The sequence below is a fragment of the Ruegeria sp. THAF57 genome, assembly GCF_903914075.1.
Classification (GTDB): domain Bacteria; phylum Pseudomonadota; class Alphaproteobacteria; order Rhodobacterales; family Rhodobacteraceae; genus Ruegeria.
The window spans coordinates 523,738-539,412 of sequence record NZ_CAIWNQ010000003.1; the positions used below are offsets into that span (position 1 = coordinate 523,738).

Genomic DNA, 15,675 nt, shown 5'->3' on the forward strand with positions numbered 1-15,675 from the left:
ACAAGGTACGAGTGCAGGTATGAGACGGTTTGCCCTGATTTTATTGCTCTGGCCCGGTATTTTGGCCGCAGAGGAGTTCCGCGCGCTGACCGGAGATGAGATTCTAGAGGCTTTGACCGGCCATAAGCTTGGCTACGGCAAAGGCATCTGGCAGACATTCGACGCATCTGGCGTGACAAACTACTTCTCGGGTGGTCCAAGCGCGGGGCGCTGGGCTGTGCGGGGGGACCAATACTGCTCGGTCTGGCCCCCGTCAGAGCTTTGGGCCTGTTATGACGTGCGCCGTTCGGGGCAAGTCATTCGGTTTGTCGACAGCAATGGCGAGCTAACAGACGGAACTTACGCTAAATGACCTTGCCGCAAAGCCTTTCGGACTTTGAGGGCCGCTGGAACCTGACCCGTGTCATTCGCGATGCCAGGGCAGGGCACGTCGTGCGCGCAGACGGAATAGCGATCCTGAGCCGGTCCGACGATGGGCTGGTCTATGACGAAGACGTTACTTTGCGCCTTCCGGGGCAACCAGCGATGAAGGGAACGCGTCGCTATCTTTGGCGTGATGGCGGCGATGGTATCGCCGTGCATTTCGACGACGGCCGCTTTTTTCACAGGCTAAAGCTGGGAAAGACCTTTGCGTCGGATCACCATGACTGCCCGCCGGACAGCTATTATGCAGAGTACGATTTCTCGAACTGGCCGCATTGGAAGGTGCGGTGGATCGTGTCCGGACCTCGAAAATCCTATGAAATGGACACGGAATTTATGCTGCGGTAGCGTAATCATCTTGCAGAATTAGCTTTGACAGGGCATTGCTGTCGCAGAATTTCGGTCCGAATTGGGAGAAGTGAAGATGAATGCAAATGTTCTGGCCAACGCGATTGGTCCGCGCGAGGGAACAGCGCTGCGCGTTAAGCAGGTTGTTCTGGTTGCGCTGGGCATCGTTGCCCTGGCCGTTGCCGCGAAAATCAAAGTACCGATGTGGCCTGTGCCGATCACGATGGGTACCTTTGCTGTTTTGACCATCGGCACCGCCTATGGCGCCCGTTTGGGTCTGGTGACGATGCTGGGTTACCTGCTGGTCGGGGCACTGGGCTTTGACGTTTTCGCCGGGTCTTCGGCTGAAAAATTCGGCCTGACTTACATGATGGGTGGCACTGGCGGCTACCTGGTGGGCTATCTGATGGCGACCGTCCTGCTGGGCGCACTGGCTGCGCGCGGCTGGGACCGTTCGGTTGGCAAGCTGGCGCTGGCACTGGTTCTGGCAAATGTCCTGATCTATGTCCCCGGCCTGCTGTGGCTGGGTCAGCTTTATGGCTGGGACAAGCCGATCCTGGAATGGGGTCTGACACCGTTCCTGGTGGGTGACGCGATCAAGCTGGCTTTGGCTGCGCTGTTGATCCCTGGCCTGTGGAAGCTGGTCGGCGACGCCCGCACCTGATCCACGGCATAATCACAACGAATGAACCCGCGCCGGAAAGACCCGGCGCGGGTTTTTTGTTGCATTCAGATACTGGACAAGTCGCACCGCCACAGTTCAGTTTGAATTGACTGAAACAAAAGGTTTTTGAGACATGCATATTCGATTGGCTGCCGTCTTGCCCACGTGTGCGGCATTGCTGCTGGGCGGTACTCAGGCTGTTGGGGACACTCCGATCACTTACACGGATCAAGGGCGTGCCCTGTTCAGCTTTGCAGTCCCTGATTTCTGGGCTGTCCGTACCGGCGGCCCGCGCGAGATTGAGGATACCGAACTGGGCGACCCGCGCGCCGTTGCGCGCGTGATTGGCGTACGCCCCGTGACTGATGACGGCGCGTGGATGGGGTTTGTTTCGCCTGCCGGCGTCGCCTCGATCGACGGAGGGCTTCGTTACCTGCAAGATATTGACAAGTTTCTTGTAAAAGACCCCGACGTTTCCGAGACCGTCACTACGCAGATCGGTGGTTTGCCTGCCCGCGTGATCCGGGGGACAGGCACGCGCGAGGGGCGTGGCGTGAACTTTACCGCCACCGTGGTTGACCTGCCGCGCGACCGTGTCGCGGTGATCATAGCCGTGCTGCGCGATGGCGCTGACCCGGCCTATGTGGACGATCTGAACGCCGTGTTCGCATCGTTCCGGTCGGCGCAGTAGGGAGGCTCAGATGACACATAAACTGTTGAAACGGTCTATTCTGGCGCTGGGTCTTGGTGCTGCAAGTTTTACCTTGTCGGCTTGTGATGGCGTGACGGTCGGGGTTGGGTATGGGTACGATCCGTTCTACGACTCGATGCTGTGGAACGATTATTATCACGACGTGGACATCGACATTGACGTAGACCGCCCAGGTCGTCCACGTCCGCCCGTGGCCAAACCACCAGCGCGTCCCAAACCGCCCGTGGCCAAGCCGCCCGCACGCCCCAGACCGCCCGTGGCCAAACCACCGGCGCGTCCGCGCCCGCCGGTCGCGCGGCCACCCGCAGCACGACCGCCAATTCACCGTCCGGCTCCACGGCGCTGAGTTTGTCAGGTCAGAAGCTCGGTCGTGATCTGAGCTGAGCCCTCAAGTGTCCGGTGTACAGGGCACTTGTCGGCAATCTCTAGCAGGCGCGCGCGTTGGGTTTCGTCAAGCGGGCCTTCTAGACGGATTTTCCGCCGAAACATGTCGACTTTGCCGTCACTGACCAATCCAGCGTCCTGCGCGTGAACCTTGTCGTGGCAGACGTCGACAGTGATGCCGGTCAACGGCCAGCCCTTGCGTCGCGCATACATGCGGATCGTCATCGAGGTGCAGGCACCCAACCCTGACGACACAAAGCCGTAGGGCGACATGCCCTGATCGGTGCCTCCGTATGAGGCGGGCTCGTCAGCTATGGCGTGATGCCGGGGGCCGGATTGGATATCCTGCAGGAACCCCGCAGGATCAGCTTCGGTCACGCGCACGACCCCTTCGGGTGCGCCCGGCGGAGGGGCTGGGGGACACAAAGGAACATAGCGTGTGACCCATGCCGCGATTACGTCGGCGGCATATTCAGCATCCGCTGCTCGTGTGATCAGGTGATCCGCATCGTCCAGCGTCACAAAGCTTTTGGGATGTTTGGCTGCCAAAAAGATCGTGCTGGCGTTGTCTACACTGACCGTTTCATCCAACGGAGCGTGCAAAACCAAAAGCGCAGCTTTCAGGTTGGCAATGGCGGGGGTCAAAGCGGATTCTGAAATGTCGTCCACAAAGGCTTTGCCAATACGGAAAGGGCGTCCGCCCAGCGTAACCTCGGCAGAGCCTTGCTGCTGAATCTCAGGCAGGGCGTTTTCAAAGTGGTGCGACACATGCCCCGGATCGGCCGGGGCACCCAGCGTTGCGATGGCTTTGACGGTGGGAATGCCCGCACGCGCGCGTAATACAGCTGCGCCCCCCAGCGAATGACCAATCAACAACGACGGAGCCATGTTGCGTCCGGCCAGATACTGGGCAGCGGCGATCAGGTCTTCGACATTAGACGTGAAGGTGGTGTTTGCAAACTCGCCTTCCGAATGGCCAAGGCCGGTAAAATCGAAACGCAGAACGGCAATACCCATACCCGCCAAACGCGCCGCAATCCGGCGGGCGGCAGGAATATCCTTGGAACAGGTAAAACAATGCGCGAACAAGGCTGTTGCCAGAACTGGTCCGTCCGGAAGATCAAGGCGAGCCGCCAGCTGGTTGCCGTCGTGACCGGCGAATGTGATGCGTTCCGTAGGCATGGCGGCTCCTTACACTTCTTGATGCCATCAATATTGTGGTCAACAAGTGGGCTGCTCAACCCCTATGTAGGAAGCGTCACGGGAAGGTGAGCCGACAGTGGGAGGTCGTGGACGCCTGATGCCGGGGAGTAAATTAAAATATCAACATTTGTGATATTTAACCTAATAAATATTCGTTTTAAAATTTATCTCTCGCCCTCATCTTTTGCCTGTCACTAGTTTGCAGCCAAGGAGGGTATCATGGCGCATATCATCACAGCACCTCGCGGATTTGCCCCGCGTCCTGACATTCTGATCGCGATTATCCTGACCGGGATTATCGGCTTCGCTGCTGGTCAGTATTCGTCGCAACCTTCGGTGACACCGTCGGTTGGCGCGGAAATCGAAGACTGGCACGGCAATGTGCGGCGTTAAAATTGGCCGGACCAAGGGTCAGTCTTGTCCCATCAGCATCGGATCGAACGGATAGGTGGTGAGGTTTTCGTACCCCTCCTCGGTGATCAGAACCTGATCTTCGAGTTTGATCGAAAAGTCGCCACCAACCTCTCCGACTGCAGCTTCGACGCATAGCACCATGCCGGGTTCCAGTGGGTAATCATAAGCGCCTGCCACCGCCTTATCCGGGTAAGCAACCAGCGGCCATTCATCACACAGTCCGACCCCGTGCATCAGGCAGCCATATTTCTGAGCCTGAAATTTGTCGTCCAACCTGTGGGTGTTGGCGGTCAGGTCGGGGATCATCACGCCGGGTTTAAGCATCTCCATGTTCGTCATGATATGCTCATGTGCGTGCTGCATGGCATAGACCATATCGGCCCGAGGCTTTTTGTCCCCAATCCACCATGTGCGCGAAATGTCGATACAAATGCCGTATGACCCGATCAGATCGGTATCAAAGGCAATGATCTCGTTCTTTTGTGTGATCCGAGGCCCGCATTCCTGAAACCACGGGTTGGTGCGTTGGCCCGAAGCCAAAAGGCGCGTTTCGATCCACTCACCTCCGCGCCGGATGTTTTCTGCGTGCAGAATAGCCCAGATATCATCCTCGGAGGTCTTTCCATCGCCTACATTAGCACGGGCGAATTTCTCCATCTTGGCCACAGCGGTTTGGCAGGCATGGTTGGCGCAGCGCATGGCCAGTATTTCATCAGGGCCTTTGATCGCGCGGGTTTTCTCGGTGACCTCTTCACCCTCCATGATCTCGAATCCCTGTGCCTCAAGCGCGCGTAGGCCGTGCAGCATGATCTTGTCGACCGCCAGCCGCTTGTTGCTGCCGCCGTGTTCCTCGATCAATACACGCACTTCATTTGAAAACACGTCTGCCGCGATATCAACCTTGTCGCCCCGGTCGAAGTAGAACAGATCGGCACCGGATCGTTGCTCGCGCACCAGCGGATTGAACGTCGAAAGGAATGGAGAATTCTTGTAGTCCCAGATCACCATGTACCCATCGGCACACAGCAAAACCGCGCGGAACGGGTTGTGGGTGTTCCAAAGCTGCATGTTCGTGCTGTCAGTCGCATAGCGGATGTTGAGGGGATCAAACATCAGCAAACCGCCATACCCCCGGTCCACGATTGCCTGCGTCAGACGTTTCCACCGAAACTCTCGCATCTGGCTCAGGTTGGGTAGGCTCAGACCCGCTGCCTCCCACTCGGCGAAGGCCAGTTGGGTGGGTCCGATCTCGATCCGGTCCAAGTCGTTCGGGGTGCCGTCCCCAAGAGTGGCTCCTTTGGTCGGGTCGATCTTGCGGTTGTCCCGATAGTGTTCGTTCATGGTGGGCCTCCCTACTTGTTCGTAAACCGTGGAGAAACATTCCTGTCTCGTCTGGAAAAAATGCGACGACTTGTTCGTCGCTTTTTGACCGACAGGGAGGGCGTCTGGTGATAGGTGAATCTCATGACGATCATACTGCAAAACTCGATCCCTTATGATCCGCTGACCCCGCGCCCTTTGCCGGGCATTCAGCCAACGTCGCTGGACACTTGGCTGCACCGCGATGACGCTTTTGCAGCCCAATTGCAGCACCGGGAAGCCCTGCTAAGGGAAAGGCGCGACGATGTTCTGGCGCTGGATACGTCCGCCGAACCCGCAGCGCAGGAGGTTCTGGATCTTGTGCTGCAACACGCCTATCCAGGGTGTTCGGATCACGTCGTTAGACCGGATGGCCAAGAGGTCCCGGTCGACCGTGAAAACCCGATGGATACTTTGTGCCGCCTGGTTCAAGAGGACATCTGCATTCTGCAAAAGCATGGGGATGAGCATGTCCTGACAGGTGCAATCCTGTGTTTTCCCGCCAGTTGGCGCTTGTCTGAAAAGTTCATGCGCCCCTTGGTCGGTATTCACGTGCCGGTTGCGAGTTATGACGAGAATATCGCGCGCCGTGTCCAGCGTTTGTTCGACGGGATTCAACCTGACCGTCCGCTCTGGCGGTTCAATGCGTTGTGGTATGAGGATGCCGAGCTGCACCAACCCCGAAGTGAAAACGCACGGCGCGAAACAAAGGCGCCCGGCGACGCCCGGTATTTGCGCAGTGAACGGCAAACCCTATTGCGACTGCCCAAGACCCGAGCGGTGGTGTTTTCAATTCATACCTATGTCATAGAGGCAAGCAGCCTGCCAAAAATGGAAAACCCCGCCTGATGGCGGGGCCTCCTAGGAGGGTCTTTGGAGTGTGAACTACATGCCCAAGGCGTTGGCAACGCCGGCGAACGCACCGCTTGTGCTGAGAGCGGATATCGCGACCGTATAGGCAAGTACCTGCGTGTTCAGACGAAAGTCTTCGCCCCTGATCAGGTTTACAGCGGCCATGGACGCTGCAATCGGGACCGACACACTAGCCACGGCACCCGTGAGCCCCCAGCTTGTAAGCCGGAGGATATCACTGGGTTGGTCGTGGTCGAGGGGGGGCGTGTCGTCCCGATCTGATGACTGCTCGGTTGTTTCTTTTTCTGTCCGAAAAGCGATGCTGAGCAACTGCTCATCCGACAACTGGATCGGCCGGGCTGCTGGTTTCAGCGCCGTTTTTTGTGGCTCGTCCAGGACTTCTTCATTAATTTTCTGCCCCGCAAAAGGGCCGGAAACTGCCTCGAAAATCTGTTTTCTATTCCGCTTTTTTGCGGGCGGTAGAGTGTCAAAGGCACTCAGGAACTGTTCGATTGTCAGCACGGTATTGGGCGTTAGCCATTCAACCCGTTGTGTCGCGCAAATGTCGACCATGCGGTACAGGATCACAACCAGCATAAGCTCTGAGATCTCACTGTCGTCCAACAGGGCGGATACCGGGCTGATCGTGATTGTAAGCCGGTTTTCAGGCAGCGTTACAGCTGGTCTTTCAATGGTTTTTAAACCCGCCGCACGATCCATACGTTCAAATCGGTCTTCGGTCTGAACAACCTGCGTGTCCAAAGTCATGCGCACGAGGTACTGGCTGGACACGATGCTGGCCTCGGTCGTGTCCCGAACTGTCTTGCGTTCGACCAGATGACCGTAGTCTTCCAGCGTGGCCGCGACGATTGCTGCGAACCGCTCGATCGCGCCATCGGTATTACCGTTGAATTGCAGACCGCCATGGTAGCTGTGCTTCGGTGTCACTGCTTTTTCCTTTGTCGCATCCCGTCGTGCAAACAAATTTACCAAGCGATATTGGGCAGATTTGGGCAAAAATGGAAAAAAATCAGAAAATGCCAAGATTGATTACGCTCTGGAAACCTAGGCATTTTAGGGGCCTTTTAATGTATATGGCAGCAATGTGGCGGAATTGAGGTGGTCCGGCCTGAAAATGTGGCGCCCTCAGCCGTCGATTCGGGCGGCCATGATCGCAATAGATTGCTGATACACAGTGGCCGCGTTCCACTGTTGTATGACGGCAAAATTAGGTTGTCCGGGCTGATAGCCCCGGCCAGGTTTCCAACCCTTCTTACGCAAAAAATTGGCGGTTGAGGCCAATGCATCAGTCATATTGTAGAAATCGACCTTGCCATCGCCTGTGGCGTCGACCCCATATGTCAGAGCGTTTCCGGGCAAAAACTGTGTGTGCCCTAATTCGCCATGTTTCGCCCCCTGGGTCGCTGTCGTAATGCTGCCTTGATCGACCAGTTTAAGGGCGCCGATTGCATGAGGGACAAAGAACTCGGATCGGCGACAATCATAGGCAAGCGTTGTTATTGCTGACACAACCTGACTGTCCCCCATAAAGTTGCCAAAGCCGGTTTCCATGCCGTGGATCGCGATTAGGACACCCGCCGGCACCCCGTATTGCCGCTCAAGAGCTGCGTAAAACTGTGGGTTGCGGGCTTTGCGTTTGCGGCCTTGTGCGACGATTGCATTTGCACCGCGCACCTGCATGAACTTGTCCAGCGAGTACTTGAAGCTCTTTTGGTTGCGATCAGCAGCGATAGTGCGCGTTGCGTAAGTTGTCTGGGATAAGGCTTGCAGCCCCCGCTTTTTCACTCCGGCGCGTTTGGCTGTCCGGGCAAAGTCGGACTTCCACGCCTCAAAACCTGCGCCGGTGTTTCCGCAGGGCGCTGCTGCGCCAATTGTTGGAAGCGACATGGCAAGGATGAAGGCTAATCGAAGCACGGTCAAAATCCGGTCGGCTGAAATACTGTATCCAAGCCTATGCCGTATTCCCCGATGCGCAAAGAAGTTTAATACAGGTCCAGTTCACCTGTTCCCTTCAAGCTTTCAAACCACTCATCCGGCGTTTTGTTGATCTTGGCATGTTTGACCATCATCGCGTTCATGTTTGGCAGGTCCGACGAGTCCGGCCAAACGTCTGGCTGCCAGATGCCTGATCGGATGACGCATTTGGGGCAATGGGCAAAAACGGTCTGAACCTCAACCAGCAGGGCGAGTTTGGGTGGGTGATCCTGCACCGCCATTTTCCGTAGTAACGCAGGGTCCGCGCAAATACGGGCTGTACCGCGAATCCGCAGTGTTTCCATCTTGCCGGGAACAAACAAGATCAGGCTGACGCGGGGGTCTTTCAGAACATTGTGAAACGTATCCACGCGTTTGTTGCCGGGCCGGTCGGGAATTGCGATCAAACTGTCCGACAACACGTGAAGAAAGCCTGCCGGATCGCCGCGCGGAGAAACATCCACATGTCCGTCGGGGTTGGCCGAGGCGATCACGCAGAAGGAAGACATGGCGATAAAGTCACGACACATCTGATCCAGCGCAGGCAGCTCTTTGGCGATAACCTGAGGCAGAGGAGCGCCGGTTATCTGCTCTAACTCTTCGACGGTGGTCACGAAGTCAGTAAATTCAGTGTCCATGCGATCTCCTCCTGTCGTCCCAGTCTGGAAGATCGACCCAAATGAAACAAGGGCGCCCGAGTGGACGCCCTTGTAGATGTAAACCCAATCCGGATCAGCAGCTATAGTACATGCCATATTCTACCGGGTGCGGGGTGTGCTCGTAGGTTTCGACCTCTTCCATCTTAAGTGCGATGTAGCCGTCGATCTGGTCTTTGGTGAACACGTCGCCCTGCAGCAGGAAGTCGTGATCGGATGCCAGAGCTTCCAGAGCCTCACGCAGCGAACCGCAAACGGTCGGGATGTCGGCCAGTTCTTCGGCAGGCAGATCGTACAGGTTCTTGTCCATGGCTTCGCCCGGATCGATCTTGTTCTTGATGCCGTCCAGACCGGCCATCAGCAGAGCAGCAAACGCCAGGTAGGGGTTCGCGGCCGGATCGGGGAAGCGGGCCTCGACGCGCTTGGCTTTCGGGCTTTCGGTCCACGGAATACGGACACAACCCGAACGGTTACGTGCCGAGTAGGCGCGCAGAACGGGGGCTTCAAAGCCCGGGATCAGGCGCTTGTAGCTGTTGGTCGACGGGTTGGTGAAGGCGTTCAGGGTCTTCGCGTGCTTCAGGATGCCGCCGATGAAGTAGATCGCTTCGTCCGACAAGTCGGCATATTTGTCGCCAGCGAACAGAGGCTTGCCGTCTTTCCAGATCGACATGTTCACGTGCATACCGGTGCCGTTGTCACCTGCGATCGGCTTCGGCATGAAGGTGGCCGATTTGCCGTAGGCGTGTGCAACGTTGTGGATGACGTACTTATACTTCTGCAGCTCGTCGGCCTGCTTGGTCAGGCTGTCAAAGATCAGGCCCAGCTCGTGCTGACAGGACGCAACTTCGTGGTGGTGCTTGTCCACTTTCATGCCCAGACGCTTCATGGTCGACAGCATTTCCGAACGCAGATCCTGCGCTTCGTCAACCGGGTTCACCGGGAAGTAGCCACCCTTGACGCCCGGACGGTGGCCCATGTTGCCCATCTCGTACTCGGTGTCGGTGTTCCACGACGCGTCGGTTGCATCAACTTCGTAGGATACCTTGTTGATGCTGTTCGAGAAACGGACGTCGTCGAACAGGAAGAATTCAGCTTCGGGGCCCATGTAAGCCACATCGCCGATACCCGAAGATTTCAGGTAAGCTTCGGCTTTCTGGGCGGTGCCGCGCGGGTCACGCTCATAGGCTTCGCCGGTGTCGGGCTCAACAATCGAGCAGTGCAAGCAGATGGTTTTTTCCGCGTAGAACGGGTCGACATAAGCGCTTTCGGTGTCGGGCATCAGTTTCATGTCCGATGCTTCGATCGACTTCCAGCCAGCGATCGACGAACCGTCGAACATGAAGCCTTCTTCCAGGAAGTCTTCGTCAACCTGATCGGACATAATTGTGACGTGCTGAAGCTTGCCGCGCGGGTCGGTAAAGCGGATGTCGACGTATTCTGCGTCTTCATCACGGATCAGCTGAAGAACTGCGTCCTTGCTCATACTTTCTATTCCTCTGATTTGAGTGCGTTCGATTACAGTGCTTCCGAGCCGGTCTCGCCGGTCCGAATGCGAATGGCTTGTTCAACGGGCGAGACAAAGATCTTGCCGTCGCCGATCTTGTCGGTCTTAGCGGCTGAGACGATGGCGTCGATGGCAGCATCAACCTGATCGTCGTCTAGAACGACTTCGACCTTCACCTTGGGCAGAAAGTCGACCACATATTCCGCACCGCGATACAGTTCGGTGTGGCCTTTCTGACGACCAAACCCTTTCACCTCGATCACGCTGAGGCCCTGGACGCCGACGTCCTGCAAGGCCTCTTTCACTTCATCGAGTTTGAACGGTTTGATGATCGCTTCGATCTTCTTCATCCCGGGCTCCCTTTAACTCTTGTCAGAATGGGACTGACCACGTCTAAGATCAGTCGGCAATCTGATTGCGTAATTGCCCCTGTTTGGGTGAAGAGAAAATAGAGTGCCGGTTAAATTTTGACCGACTTGCACAAAAAGTAATCAGTATTGAATCGGCAGAGGGATTGAGATGACGGAATTACTGACCGCCGCACAGATGCGAGCCATCGAACAGGCTGCGATTGAGTCTGGTGAGGTGACCGGGCTGGAGCTGATGGAGCGGGCCGGGCAGGGCGTTGTCGATGCGGTATTCGAAGAGTGGCCGGAGTTGCGCAAGCGAGGGGCCAGCCCCTCGCGCTCCCCGGGATATTTAGGGCCAGATGAAGGGGATCCGCTGCGCGCTGTGGTGCTGTGTGGGCCAGGGAATAACGGTGGCGACGGTTTTGTCGTTGCGCGGCTTTTGCGTGGGTTGGGGTGGGAGGTTGAGGTGTTTCTGTATGGGGACGCCGAGAAGCTGCCGCCGGATGCAAAGAAGAATTTTGCAAGGTGGTCAGCCTCCAATGTCGTTCATGATTGGGATGACGAAGAAATCGAGGGTATTTTGGACGAGCAGGAACACGACCTAGTTGTCGATGCGTTGTTCGGGACAGGCATAACCAGATCAATGCCGGATGATACAGATCGAACATGGAATGGGTTCGTTCCTACGGTCACCGGTACTCTTCCACAGGATCGCAGGCCGAAATATGTAGCAGTGGACTGCCCCAGCGGGCTGTGCTGCGATTCCGGAATGAATTTCGGCGCTCTGCCAACGGATTTGACCGTTTCGTTTCACTCTCCCAAACTGGGACATTTCTTGATGGGAGATGGTCATTATGGCGGAGGACCGGGGCTTTCGGGCAAACTTGTGATTTCCGATATCGGCCTAAAGCCCGCCTATGCCAAGAGTATTGTTCAGTTGGCGTCTGATCCCGCAGGTAAGGGATTCCACGGTAAGTGGACTGGACAGCACAAATACACGCACGGCCATGCCCTCATCCTTTCGGGCGGTGCGGCGAAAACCGGCGCTGCGCGGCTTGCTGCGCGGGGGGCTTTGAGGATTGGGGCGGGGTTGGTGACGCTGGGTGTTCCTCCGGCTGCTCAGATGGAGGTCGCTGCGCACGTGACGGCGATCATGTTGCGGCGGGTCGAAGGCGCGGACGGATTGTCCAATGTGCTGAAGGATGACCGGCTGAATGCCTTGTGTCTTGGCCCCGGTATGGGGGTTGAGCGAGCGCGGGAATTGGTGCCGGATGCGCTTGAGGCACAGCGTGCGACGGTGTTGGATGCCGACGCGCTGACGGCTTTTGCGGATGATCCGGCCGCCTTGTTTACCCTTCTACACGATAATTGCGTTTTGACTCCGCACGGGGGCGAGTTCGTGCGGCTGTTCCCGGATATTGCCGAGAAGCTGGCAGCCACCCCGACCAAAGGTCCGGCCTATTCCAAGGTAGACGCCACCCGCGAAGCCGCCGAAAGGTCGGGATGTGTCGTATTGTTCAAAGGGCCGGATACAGTCATTGCCGCTCCGGACGGGAGGTGCTCGATCAACGGAGCATTCTATGAGCGCGCAGCGCCCTGGCTGGCGACGGCAGGGTCGGGGGATGTGCTGGCAGGGTTCATCACAGGGCTTTTGGCGCGGGGATTTGATCCGATGCAGGCAGCGGAATCTGCCGCCTGGTTGCATGTTGAATGCGCGCTGTCCTTTGGCCCCGGTTTGATTGCAGAGGATTTGTCTGAACAATTGCCTTGCGTTTTTAAAAAAATGAATATGTGATTGTTTCGGCGGTATTTGGCCGAGCATTATCAATCTCGGCGGCTATTGGCTTACCGGAGCATTGCAGATCAGCAGCGAATGTTTGCAACACGCGTGGCTGGGCGGCACTCTTGAAGCGTTGGGAGGGAGTAAACGAAACATCTTTTGAGATATTAAAAATATAAATATTACAGGCGTTTGGTTGCAGCGGTAGCGCTTTGCTTACGCGACTTGATCTGAATAGCTGAATGCTTGTGAAAAATGGGGATTGGTGCGCGATTGGGCAGTGCCGGAAACCGGAATTTTTTCATGGTGAGTGAAATGACCCAGAGAATTGTGCTTAGTTCAGTGGCAACTGTTTTGGCGGCGTCTGCAGCAGCGCCTGCTGTGGCAGAGCTTAAGTATGAAAACAACAGTGGTGGATATGTCGAGTTATACGGGCAATTCCATCCGGTGATTGTCTCGGTTGACGATGGCGAGGAAACGGAAACGCGCCTGCTTGACAACGATCTGTCGAACAGCCGCGTTGGGCTGCGTTTGATGCAACCCTATGGCAGCAACGAGTTTACGTTCTGGTTCGAAACCGGCCTTGGCCTGCCCAGTACAGGTTCGGCCAACCAGGATGGAACCAACAACGATGGTTGGTCACGAGAAGATCTGCGTCACGTGGACTTTGCGCTGCGGGGAAGCTATGGAAAATTCTCGGCAGGACAGGGCAGTATGGCGTCGGACGGTGCCGCCGAGGTTGATCTGTCTTATGTCGGTACGACGCTCTATTCGTTCACAAACGATGAAAACGGGGCGTTCTTCTACAGGCAGCCTGACGGTCTGCTGAGTGCGATTACGGTTGGCGATTCAGCCAGCAACTTCGACGGTGGCCGCCGCGGAAGAATCCGTTATGACACCCCTGATTTCAATGGGTTTTCTGCGGCCATCGCATACGGCCAGAATATCCTGTCGGACAGCGACGATGACGACTATTACGATCTCGCGGTCTCATATGGGAACACCTTTGCCAACGGGGTAGAGTTCGCCGCAAGCATTGCTTACGCGGTACGAGATTTCGATGACAGTTCCGGAGAGCGGAAGGACACGATTGGGTCGGCCTCTGTTCTGTTGCCCAGCGGATTTAGCTTTACGGCGGCCTTGGGTACACGTGATGACACAGCCGCAGGCGCAAGCGACCCCGATTACTGGTATGCCAAGGTTGCCTATGAAGACGACTGGGTCTCGTGGGGGCAAACCGGGATCGGCATCGACTATTTCGACGGTTCTGACTTCAACAACGAAGGGTCCAGCACCAAGTCCTGGGGGATCGCGGTCGTTCAGCGGATCGACAGCATCAATACCGATGCTTACCTGAAATATCGCAGCCATGATTTCGATGGAACGGTGGATTTTGACAACAACGAAGCCTGGGCCTTGGGCGCGCGCTGGCGCTTCTGATCTGTTGTAAAACGGCCTGAAACGCCCCGACGCATTTCGGGGCGTTTTTTTGCCCTTTTCGGCGGTAAAACAAGGTTGATCCCGGCTTTGCCTCTTGCACGCGGGCTACAGGACAAATAGAAGGCGTCAAATTTGCCCGGCGCGCCGTTTTGCGCGCCCCGAATCCTATGGGGACTACCATAATGCAGGTTACCGAGACGCTGAACGAAGGTCTGAAACGTGGCTACAACATCGTCGTATCCGCCGCTGAGCTGGATGAAAAGGTCAACGAAAAGCTGACCGAAGCGCAGCCGGAAGTCGAAATGAAAGGCTTCCGTAAAGGCAAGGTGCCGATGGCGCTGCTGAAAAAGCAGTTCGGTCAGCGCCTGCTGGGCGAAGCGATGCAGGAAAGCATCGACGGTGCGATGAACAAGCACTTTGAAGACAGCGGTGAGCGACCTGCCCTGCAGCCCGAGGTCAAGATGACCAACGAGGACTGGAAAGAAGGCGACGACGTACATGTCGAGATGTCTTATGAAGCGCTGCCTGCGATCCCTGAAGTTGACCTGAAATCGGTTGAACTGGAAAAGCTGGTCGTCAAAGCCGACGACGCGGCCATCGAAGAAGCACTGAACAATCTGGCCGAAACCGCGCAAGACTTTAAAGCGCGCCGTAAGGGTTCGAAAGCCAAGGATGGCGATCAGGTTGTGATCGACTTTGTCGGCAAAGTGGACGGTGAAGAATTCGAAGGTGGCTCGGCCGAAGACTATCCGCTGGTTCTGGGTTCCAACAGCTTCATCCCTGGTTTTGAAGAGCAACTGGTTGGTGTGAAAGCCGAGGAAGAAAAGGACGTCAACGTCACCTTCCCCGAAGAATACGGTGCCGAGCATCTGGCGGGCAAAGAGGCTGTTTTCACCTGTACTGTGAAAGAAGTTAAAGAGCCTGTCGCAGCCGAAGTAAACGACGAGCTGGCCACCAAGTTCGGTGCCGAAGATCTGGAAGCCCTGAAGGGCCAGATTGCCGAGCGCTTGGAAGCTGAATATGCGGGTGCTTCGCGCGCGGTGATGAAACGTGCGCTGTTGGACGTGCTGGACGAGAAGGTTTCGTTCGATCTGCCGCCGTCGCTGGTGGAAGCCGAAGCCAAACAGATTGCTCATCAACTGTTCCACGAGGAAAACCCGGACGTGGAAGGCCACGACCATGGTGAGGTCGAGCCTACAGACGAGCACAACAAGCTGGCTGAACGTCGCGTACGTCTGGGTCTGCTGCTGGCAGAACTGGGTCAGAAGGCCGAGGTTGAGGTGACTGATGCCGAGATGACTCAGGCGATCATGAACCAGGCACGTCAGTACCCGGGTCAGGAACGTCAGTTCTTTGAATTCGTTCAGCAGAACGCCCAGATGCAGCAGCAACTGCGCGCGCCGATCTTCGAAGACAAAGTCATCGACTATATTGTCGAGCTGGCTCAGGTGGCTGACAAAGAAATCAGCAAAGACGACCTGCAAAAAGCTGTCGAGGCTTTGGAAGAGGAGTAATCCTTTTCCGCCCATCTTGGGTGGGCAAAGAAAAACGCGGAGCCGTCTGGTAATGACGGCTCCGCATGAGTGGCTTT

The 15,675-nt window shown here is 56.5% G+C and carries 17 protein-coding genes; 10 read left to right on the forward strand and 7 right to left on the reverse strand.

Translation table 11 applies throughout. The features are described 5' to 3' along the window. Window positions 1-19: 19 nt before the first annotated feature. From RUESEDTHA_RS10455 to RUESEDTHA_RS10475, 5 genes are all read left to right on the forward strand, one after another. On the forward strand, window positions 20-352 hold the full coding sequence (locus RUESEDTHA_RS10455) for a hypothetical protein (RefSeq protein WP_180886673.1): 333 nt from the start codon (window positions 20-22) through the stop codon (window positions 350-352). Further along, entirely contained in the window at window positions 349-771 is a 423-nt protein-coding gene (locus RUESEDTHA_RS10460; RefSeq protein ID WP_180886674.1) for a DUF6314 family protein, read from the forward strand. Before RUESEDTHA_RS10455 ends, RUESEDTHA_RS10460 begins: the two co-directional genes overlap by 4 nt. A 76-nt stretch (window positions 772-847) precedes the next feature. Beyond that, window positions 848-1,435 carry a biotin transporter BioY gene (locus tag RUESEDTHA_RS10465; RefSeq protein ID WP_171122151.1) on the forward strand — a complete coding sequence of 196 codons (588 nt, stop codon included), beginning with the start codon at window positions 848-850 and terminating at the stop codon, window positions 1,433-1,435. A gap of 133 nt (window positions 1,436-1,568) precedes the next feature. After that, complete coding sequence (locus RUESEDTHA_RS10470) at window positions 1,569-2,126, forward strand: hypothetical protein (RefSeq protein WP_255431684.1); 558 nt, start codon at window positions 1,569-1,571, stop codon at window positions 2,124-2,126. A gap of 10 nt (window positions 2,127-2,136) precedes the next feature. Continuing rightward, on the forward strand, window positions 2,137-2,493 hold the full coding sequence (locus RUESEDTHA_RS10475) for a hypothetical protein (RefSeq protein ID WP_171126520.1): 357 nt from the start codon (window positions 2,137-2,139) through the stop codon (window positions 2,491-2,493). A gap of 5 nt (window positions 2,494-2,498) precedes the next feature. Here the strand turns inward: RUESEDTHA_RS10475 and RUESEDTHA_RS10480 are convergent, their stop codons facing one another. Then, entirely contained in the window at window positions 2,499-3,713 is a 1,215-nt protein-coding gene (locus tag RUESEDTHA_RS10480) for a bifunctional alpha/beta hydrolase/OsmC family protein (protein ID WP_180886675.1), read from the reverse strand. 240 nt (window positions 3,714-3,953) lie between these two features. On the opposite strand from RUESEDTHA_RS10480, the gene RUESEDTHA_RS10485 reads away from it, so the two are divergent. Next, window positions 3,954-4,127, forward strand: coding sequence for a hypothetical protein (locus tag RUESEDTHA_RS10485; protein WP_180886676.1), 174 nt, complete (start codon window positions 3,954-3,956; stop codon window positions 4,125-4,127). Window positions 4,128-4,145: 18 nt separating this feature from the next. On the opposite strand, the gene dddP is transcribed toward RUESEDTHA_RS10485, so the two are convergent. Then, window positions 4,146-5,489 (reverse strand): dimethylsulfonioproprionate lyase DddP, encoded by a 1,344-nt coding sequence (dddP, locus tag RUESEDTHA_RS10490; RefSeq protein ID WP_180886677.1) that lies wholly within the window; start codon window positions 5,487-5,489, stop codon window positions 4,146-4,148. 123 nt (window positions 5,490-5,612) lie between these two features. On the opposite strand from dddP, the gene RUESEDTHA_RS10495 reads away from it, so the two are divergent. Beyond that, complete coding sequence (locus tag RUESEDTHA_RS10495; RefSeq protein ID WP_180886678.1) at window positions 5,613-6,356, forward strand: DUF3445 domain-containing protein; 744 nt, start codon at window positions 5,613-5,615, stop codon at window positions 6,354-6,356. A 36-nt stretch (window positions 6,357-6,392) separates the two neighbouring features. Here the strand turns inward: RUESEDTHA_RS10495 and RUESEDTHA_RS10500 are convergent, their stop codons facing one another. From RUESEDTHA_RS10500 to RUESEDTHA_RS10520, 5 genes are all read right to left on the reverse strand, one after another. Further along, window positions 6,393-7,307 (reverse strand): hypothetical protein, encoded by a 915-nt coding sequence (locus tag RUESEDTHA_RS10500; RefSeq protein ID WP_255431685.1) that lies wholly within the window; start codon window positions 7,305-7,307, stop codon window positions 6,393-6,395. Between the two features lie 198 nt (window positions 7,308-7,505). Further along, window positions 7,506-8,267: a lytic transglycosylase domain-containing protein gene (locus RUESEDTHA_RS10505; protein WP_180886901.1), complete on the reverse strand. Its 762-nt coding sequence runs from the start codon at window positions 8,265-8,267 to the stop codon at window positions 7,506-7,508. Window positions 8,268-8,362: 95 nt separating this feature from the next. Beyond that, window positions 8,363-8,992 carry an MSMEG_1061 family FMN-dependent PPOX-type flavoprotein gene (locus tag RUESEDTHA_RS10510; protein ID WP_180886680.1) on the reverse strand — a complete coding sequence of 210 codons (630 nt, stop codon included), beginning with the start codon at window positions 8,990-8,992 and terminating at the stop codon, window positions 8,363-8,365. 94 nt (window positions 8,993-9,086) lie between these two features. Continuing rightward, complete coding sequence (gene glnA / locus RUESEDTHA_RS10515) at window positions 9,087-10,493, reverse strand: type I glutamate--ammonia ligase (RefSeq protein WP_171122160.1); 1,407 nt, start codon at window positions 10,491-10,493, stop codon at window positions 9,087-9,089. A 32-nt stretch (window positions 10,494-10,525) separates the two neighbouring features. After that, window positions 10,526-10,864: a P-II family nitrogen regulator gene (locus tag RUESEDTHA_RS10520; protein WP_170354532.1), complete on the reverse strand. Its 339-nt coding sequence runs from the start codon at window positions 10,862-10,864 to the stop codon at window positions 10,526-10,528. Between the two features lie 169 nt (window positions 10,865-11,033). Here RUESEDTHA_RS10520 and RUESEDTHA_RS10525 point away from each other — a divergent pair, with 169 nt between their 5' ends. The 3 genes from RUESEDTHA_RS10525 (at window position 11,034) to tig (ending at window position 15,598) form a co-directional block, all read left to right on the forward strand. Next, the gene (locus tag RUESEDTHA_RS10525) at window positions 11,034-12,659 is read left to right on the forward strand and encodes an NAD(P)H-hydrate dehydratase (protein ID WP_180886681.1); all 1,626 of its coding nucleotides are present in this window, start codon (window positions 11,034-11,036) and stop codon (window positions 12,657-12,659) included. 300 nt (window positions 12,660-12,959) lie between these two features. Further along, a complete protein-coding gene (locus RUESEDTHA_RS10530) occupies window positions 12,960-14,084 on the forward strand; it encodes a porin (RefSeq protein ID WP_180886682.1) in 1,125 nt (374 codons plus the stop codon). Window positions 14,085-14,266: 182 nt separating this feature from the next. Then, the gene (gene tig, locus RUESEDTHA_RS10535; protein WP_180886683.1) at window positions 14,267-15,598 is read left to right on the forward strand and encodes a trigger factor; all 1,332 of its coding nucleotides are present in this window, start codon (window positions 14,267-14,269) and stop codon (window positions 15,596-15,598) included. The last annotated feature ends 77 nt before the right edge of the window (window positions 15,599-15,675 follow it).

What these genes read in the sequence shown, in the direction of transcription:
- RUESEDTHA_RS10480 (WP_180886675.1), bottom strand. Translation starts at nt 3,713, where the DNA reads ATGCCTACGGAACGCATCACATTCGCCGGTCACGACGGCAACCAGCTG.
- RUESEDTHA_RS10520 (WP_170354532.1), bottom strand. Translation starts at nt 10,864, where the DNA reads ATGAAGAAGATCGAAGCGATCATCAAACCGTTCAAACTCGATGAAGTG.
- RUESEDTHA_RS10485 (WP_180886676.1), top strand. Translation starts at nt 3,954, where the DNA reads ATGGCGCATATCATCACAGCACCTCGCGGATTTGCCCCGCGTCCTGAC.
- tig (WP_180886683.1), top strand. Translation starts at nt 14,267, where the DNA reads ATGCAGGTTACCGAGACGCTGAACGAAGGTCTGAAACGTGGCTACAAC.
- dddP (WP_180886677.1), bottom strand. Translation starts at nt 5,489, where the DNA reads ATGAACGAACACTATCGGGACAACCGCAAGATCGACCCGACCAAAGGA.
- RUESEDTHA_RS10455 (WP_180886673.1), top strand. Translation starts at nt 20, where the DNA reads ATGAGACGGTTTGCCCTGATTTTATTGCTCTGGCCCGGTATTTTGGCC.
- glnA (WP_171122160.1), bottom strand. Translation starts at nt 10,493, where the DNA reads ATGAGCAAGGACGCAGTTCTTCAGCTGATCCGTGATGAAGACGCAGAA.
- RUESEDTHA_RS10465 (WP_171122151.1), top strand. Translation starts at nt 848, where the DNA reads ATGAATGCAAATGTTCTGGCCAACGCGATTGGTCCGCGCGAGGGAACA.
- RUESEDTHA_RS10525 (WP_180886681.1), top strand. Translation starts at nt 11,034, where the DNA reads ATGACGGAATTACTGACCGCCGCACAGATGCGAGCCATCGAACAGGCT.
- RUESEDTHA_RS10460 (WP_180886674.1), top strand. Translation starts at nt 349, where the DNA reads ATGACCTTGCCGCAAAGCCTTTCGGACTTTGAGGGCCGCTGGAACCTG.
- RUESEDTHA_RS10495 (WP_180886678.1), top strand. Translation starts at nt 5,613, where the DNA reads ATGACGATCATACTGCAAAACTCGATCCCTTATGATCCGCTGACCCCG.
- RUESEDTHA_RS10510 (WP_180886680.1), bottom strand. Translation starts at nt 8,992, where the DNA reads ATGGACACTGAATTTACTGACTTCGTGACCACCGTCGAAGAGTTAGAG.
- RUESEDTHA_RS10475 (WP_171126520.1), top strand. Translation starts at nt 2,137, where the DNA reads ATGACACATAAACTGTTGAAACGGTCTATTCTGGCGCTGGGTCTTGGT.
- RUESEDTHA_RS10530 (WP_180886682.1), top strand. Translation starts at nt 12,960, where the DNA reads ATGACCCAGAGAATTGTGCTTAGTTCAGTGGCAACTGTTTTGGCGGCG.
- RUESEDTHA_RS10505 (WP_180886901.1), bottom strand. Translation starts at nt 8,267, where the DNA reads ATGTCGCTTCCAACAATTGGCGCAGCAGCGCCCTGCGGAAACACCGGC.
- RUESEDTHA_RS10470 (WP_255431684.1), top strand. Translation starts at nt 1,569, where the DNA reads ATGCATATTCGATTGGCTGCCGTCTTGCCCACGTGTGCGGCATTGCTG.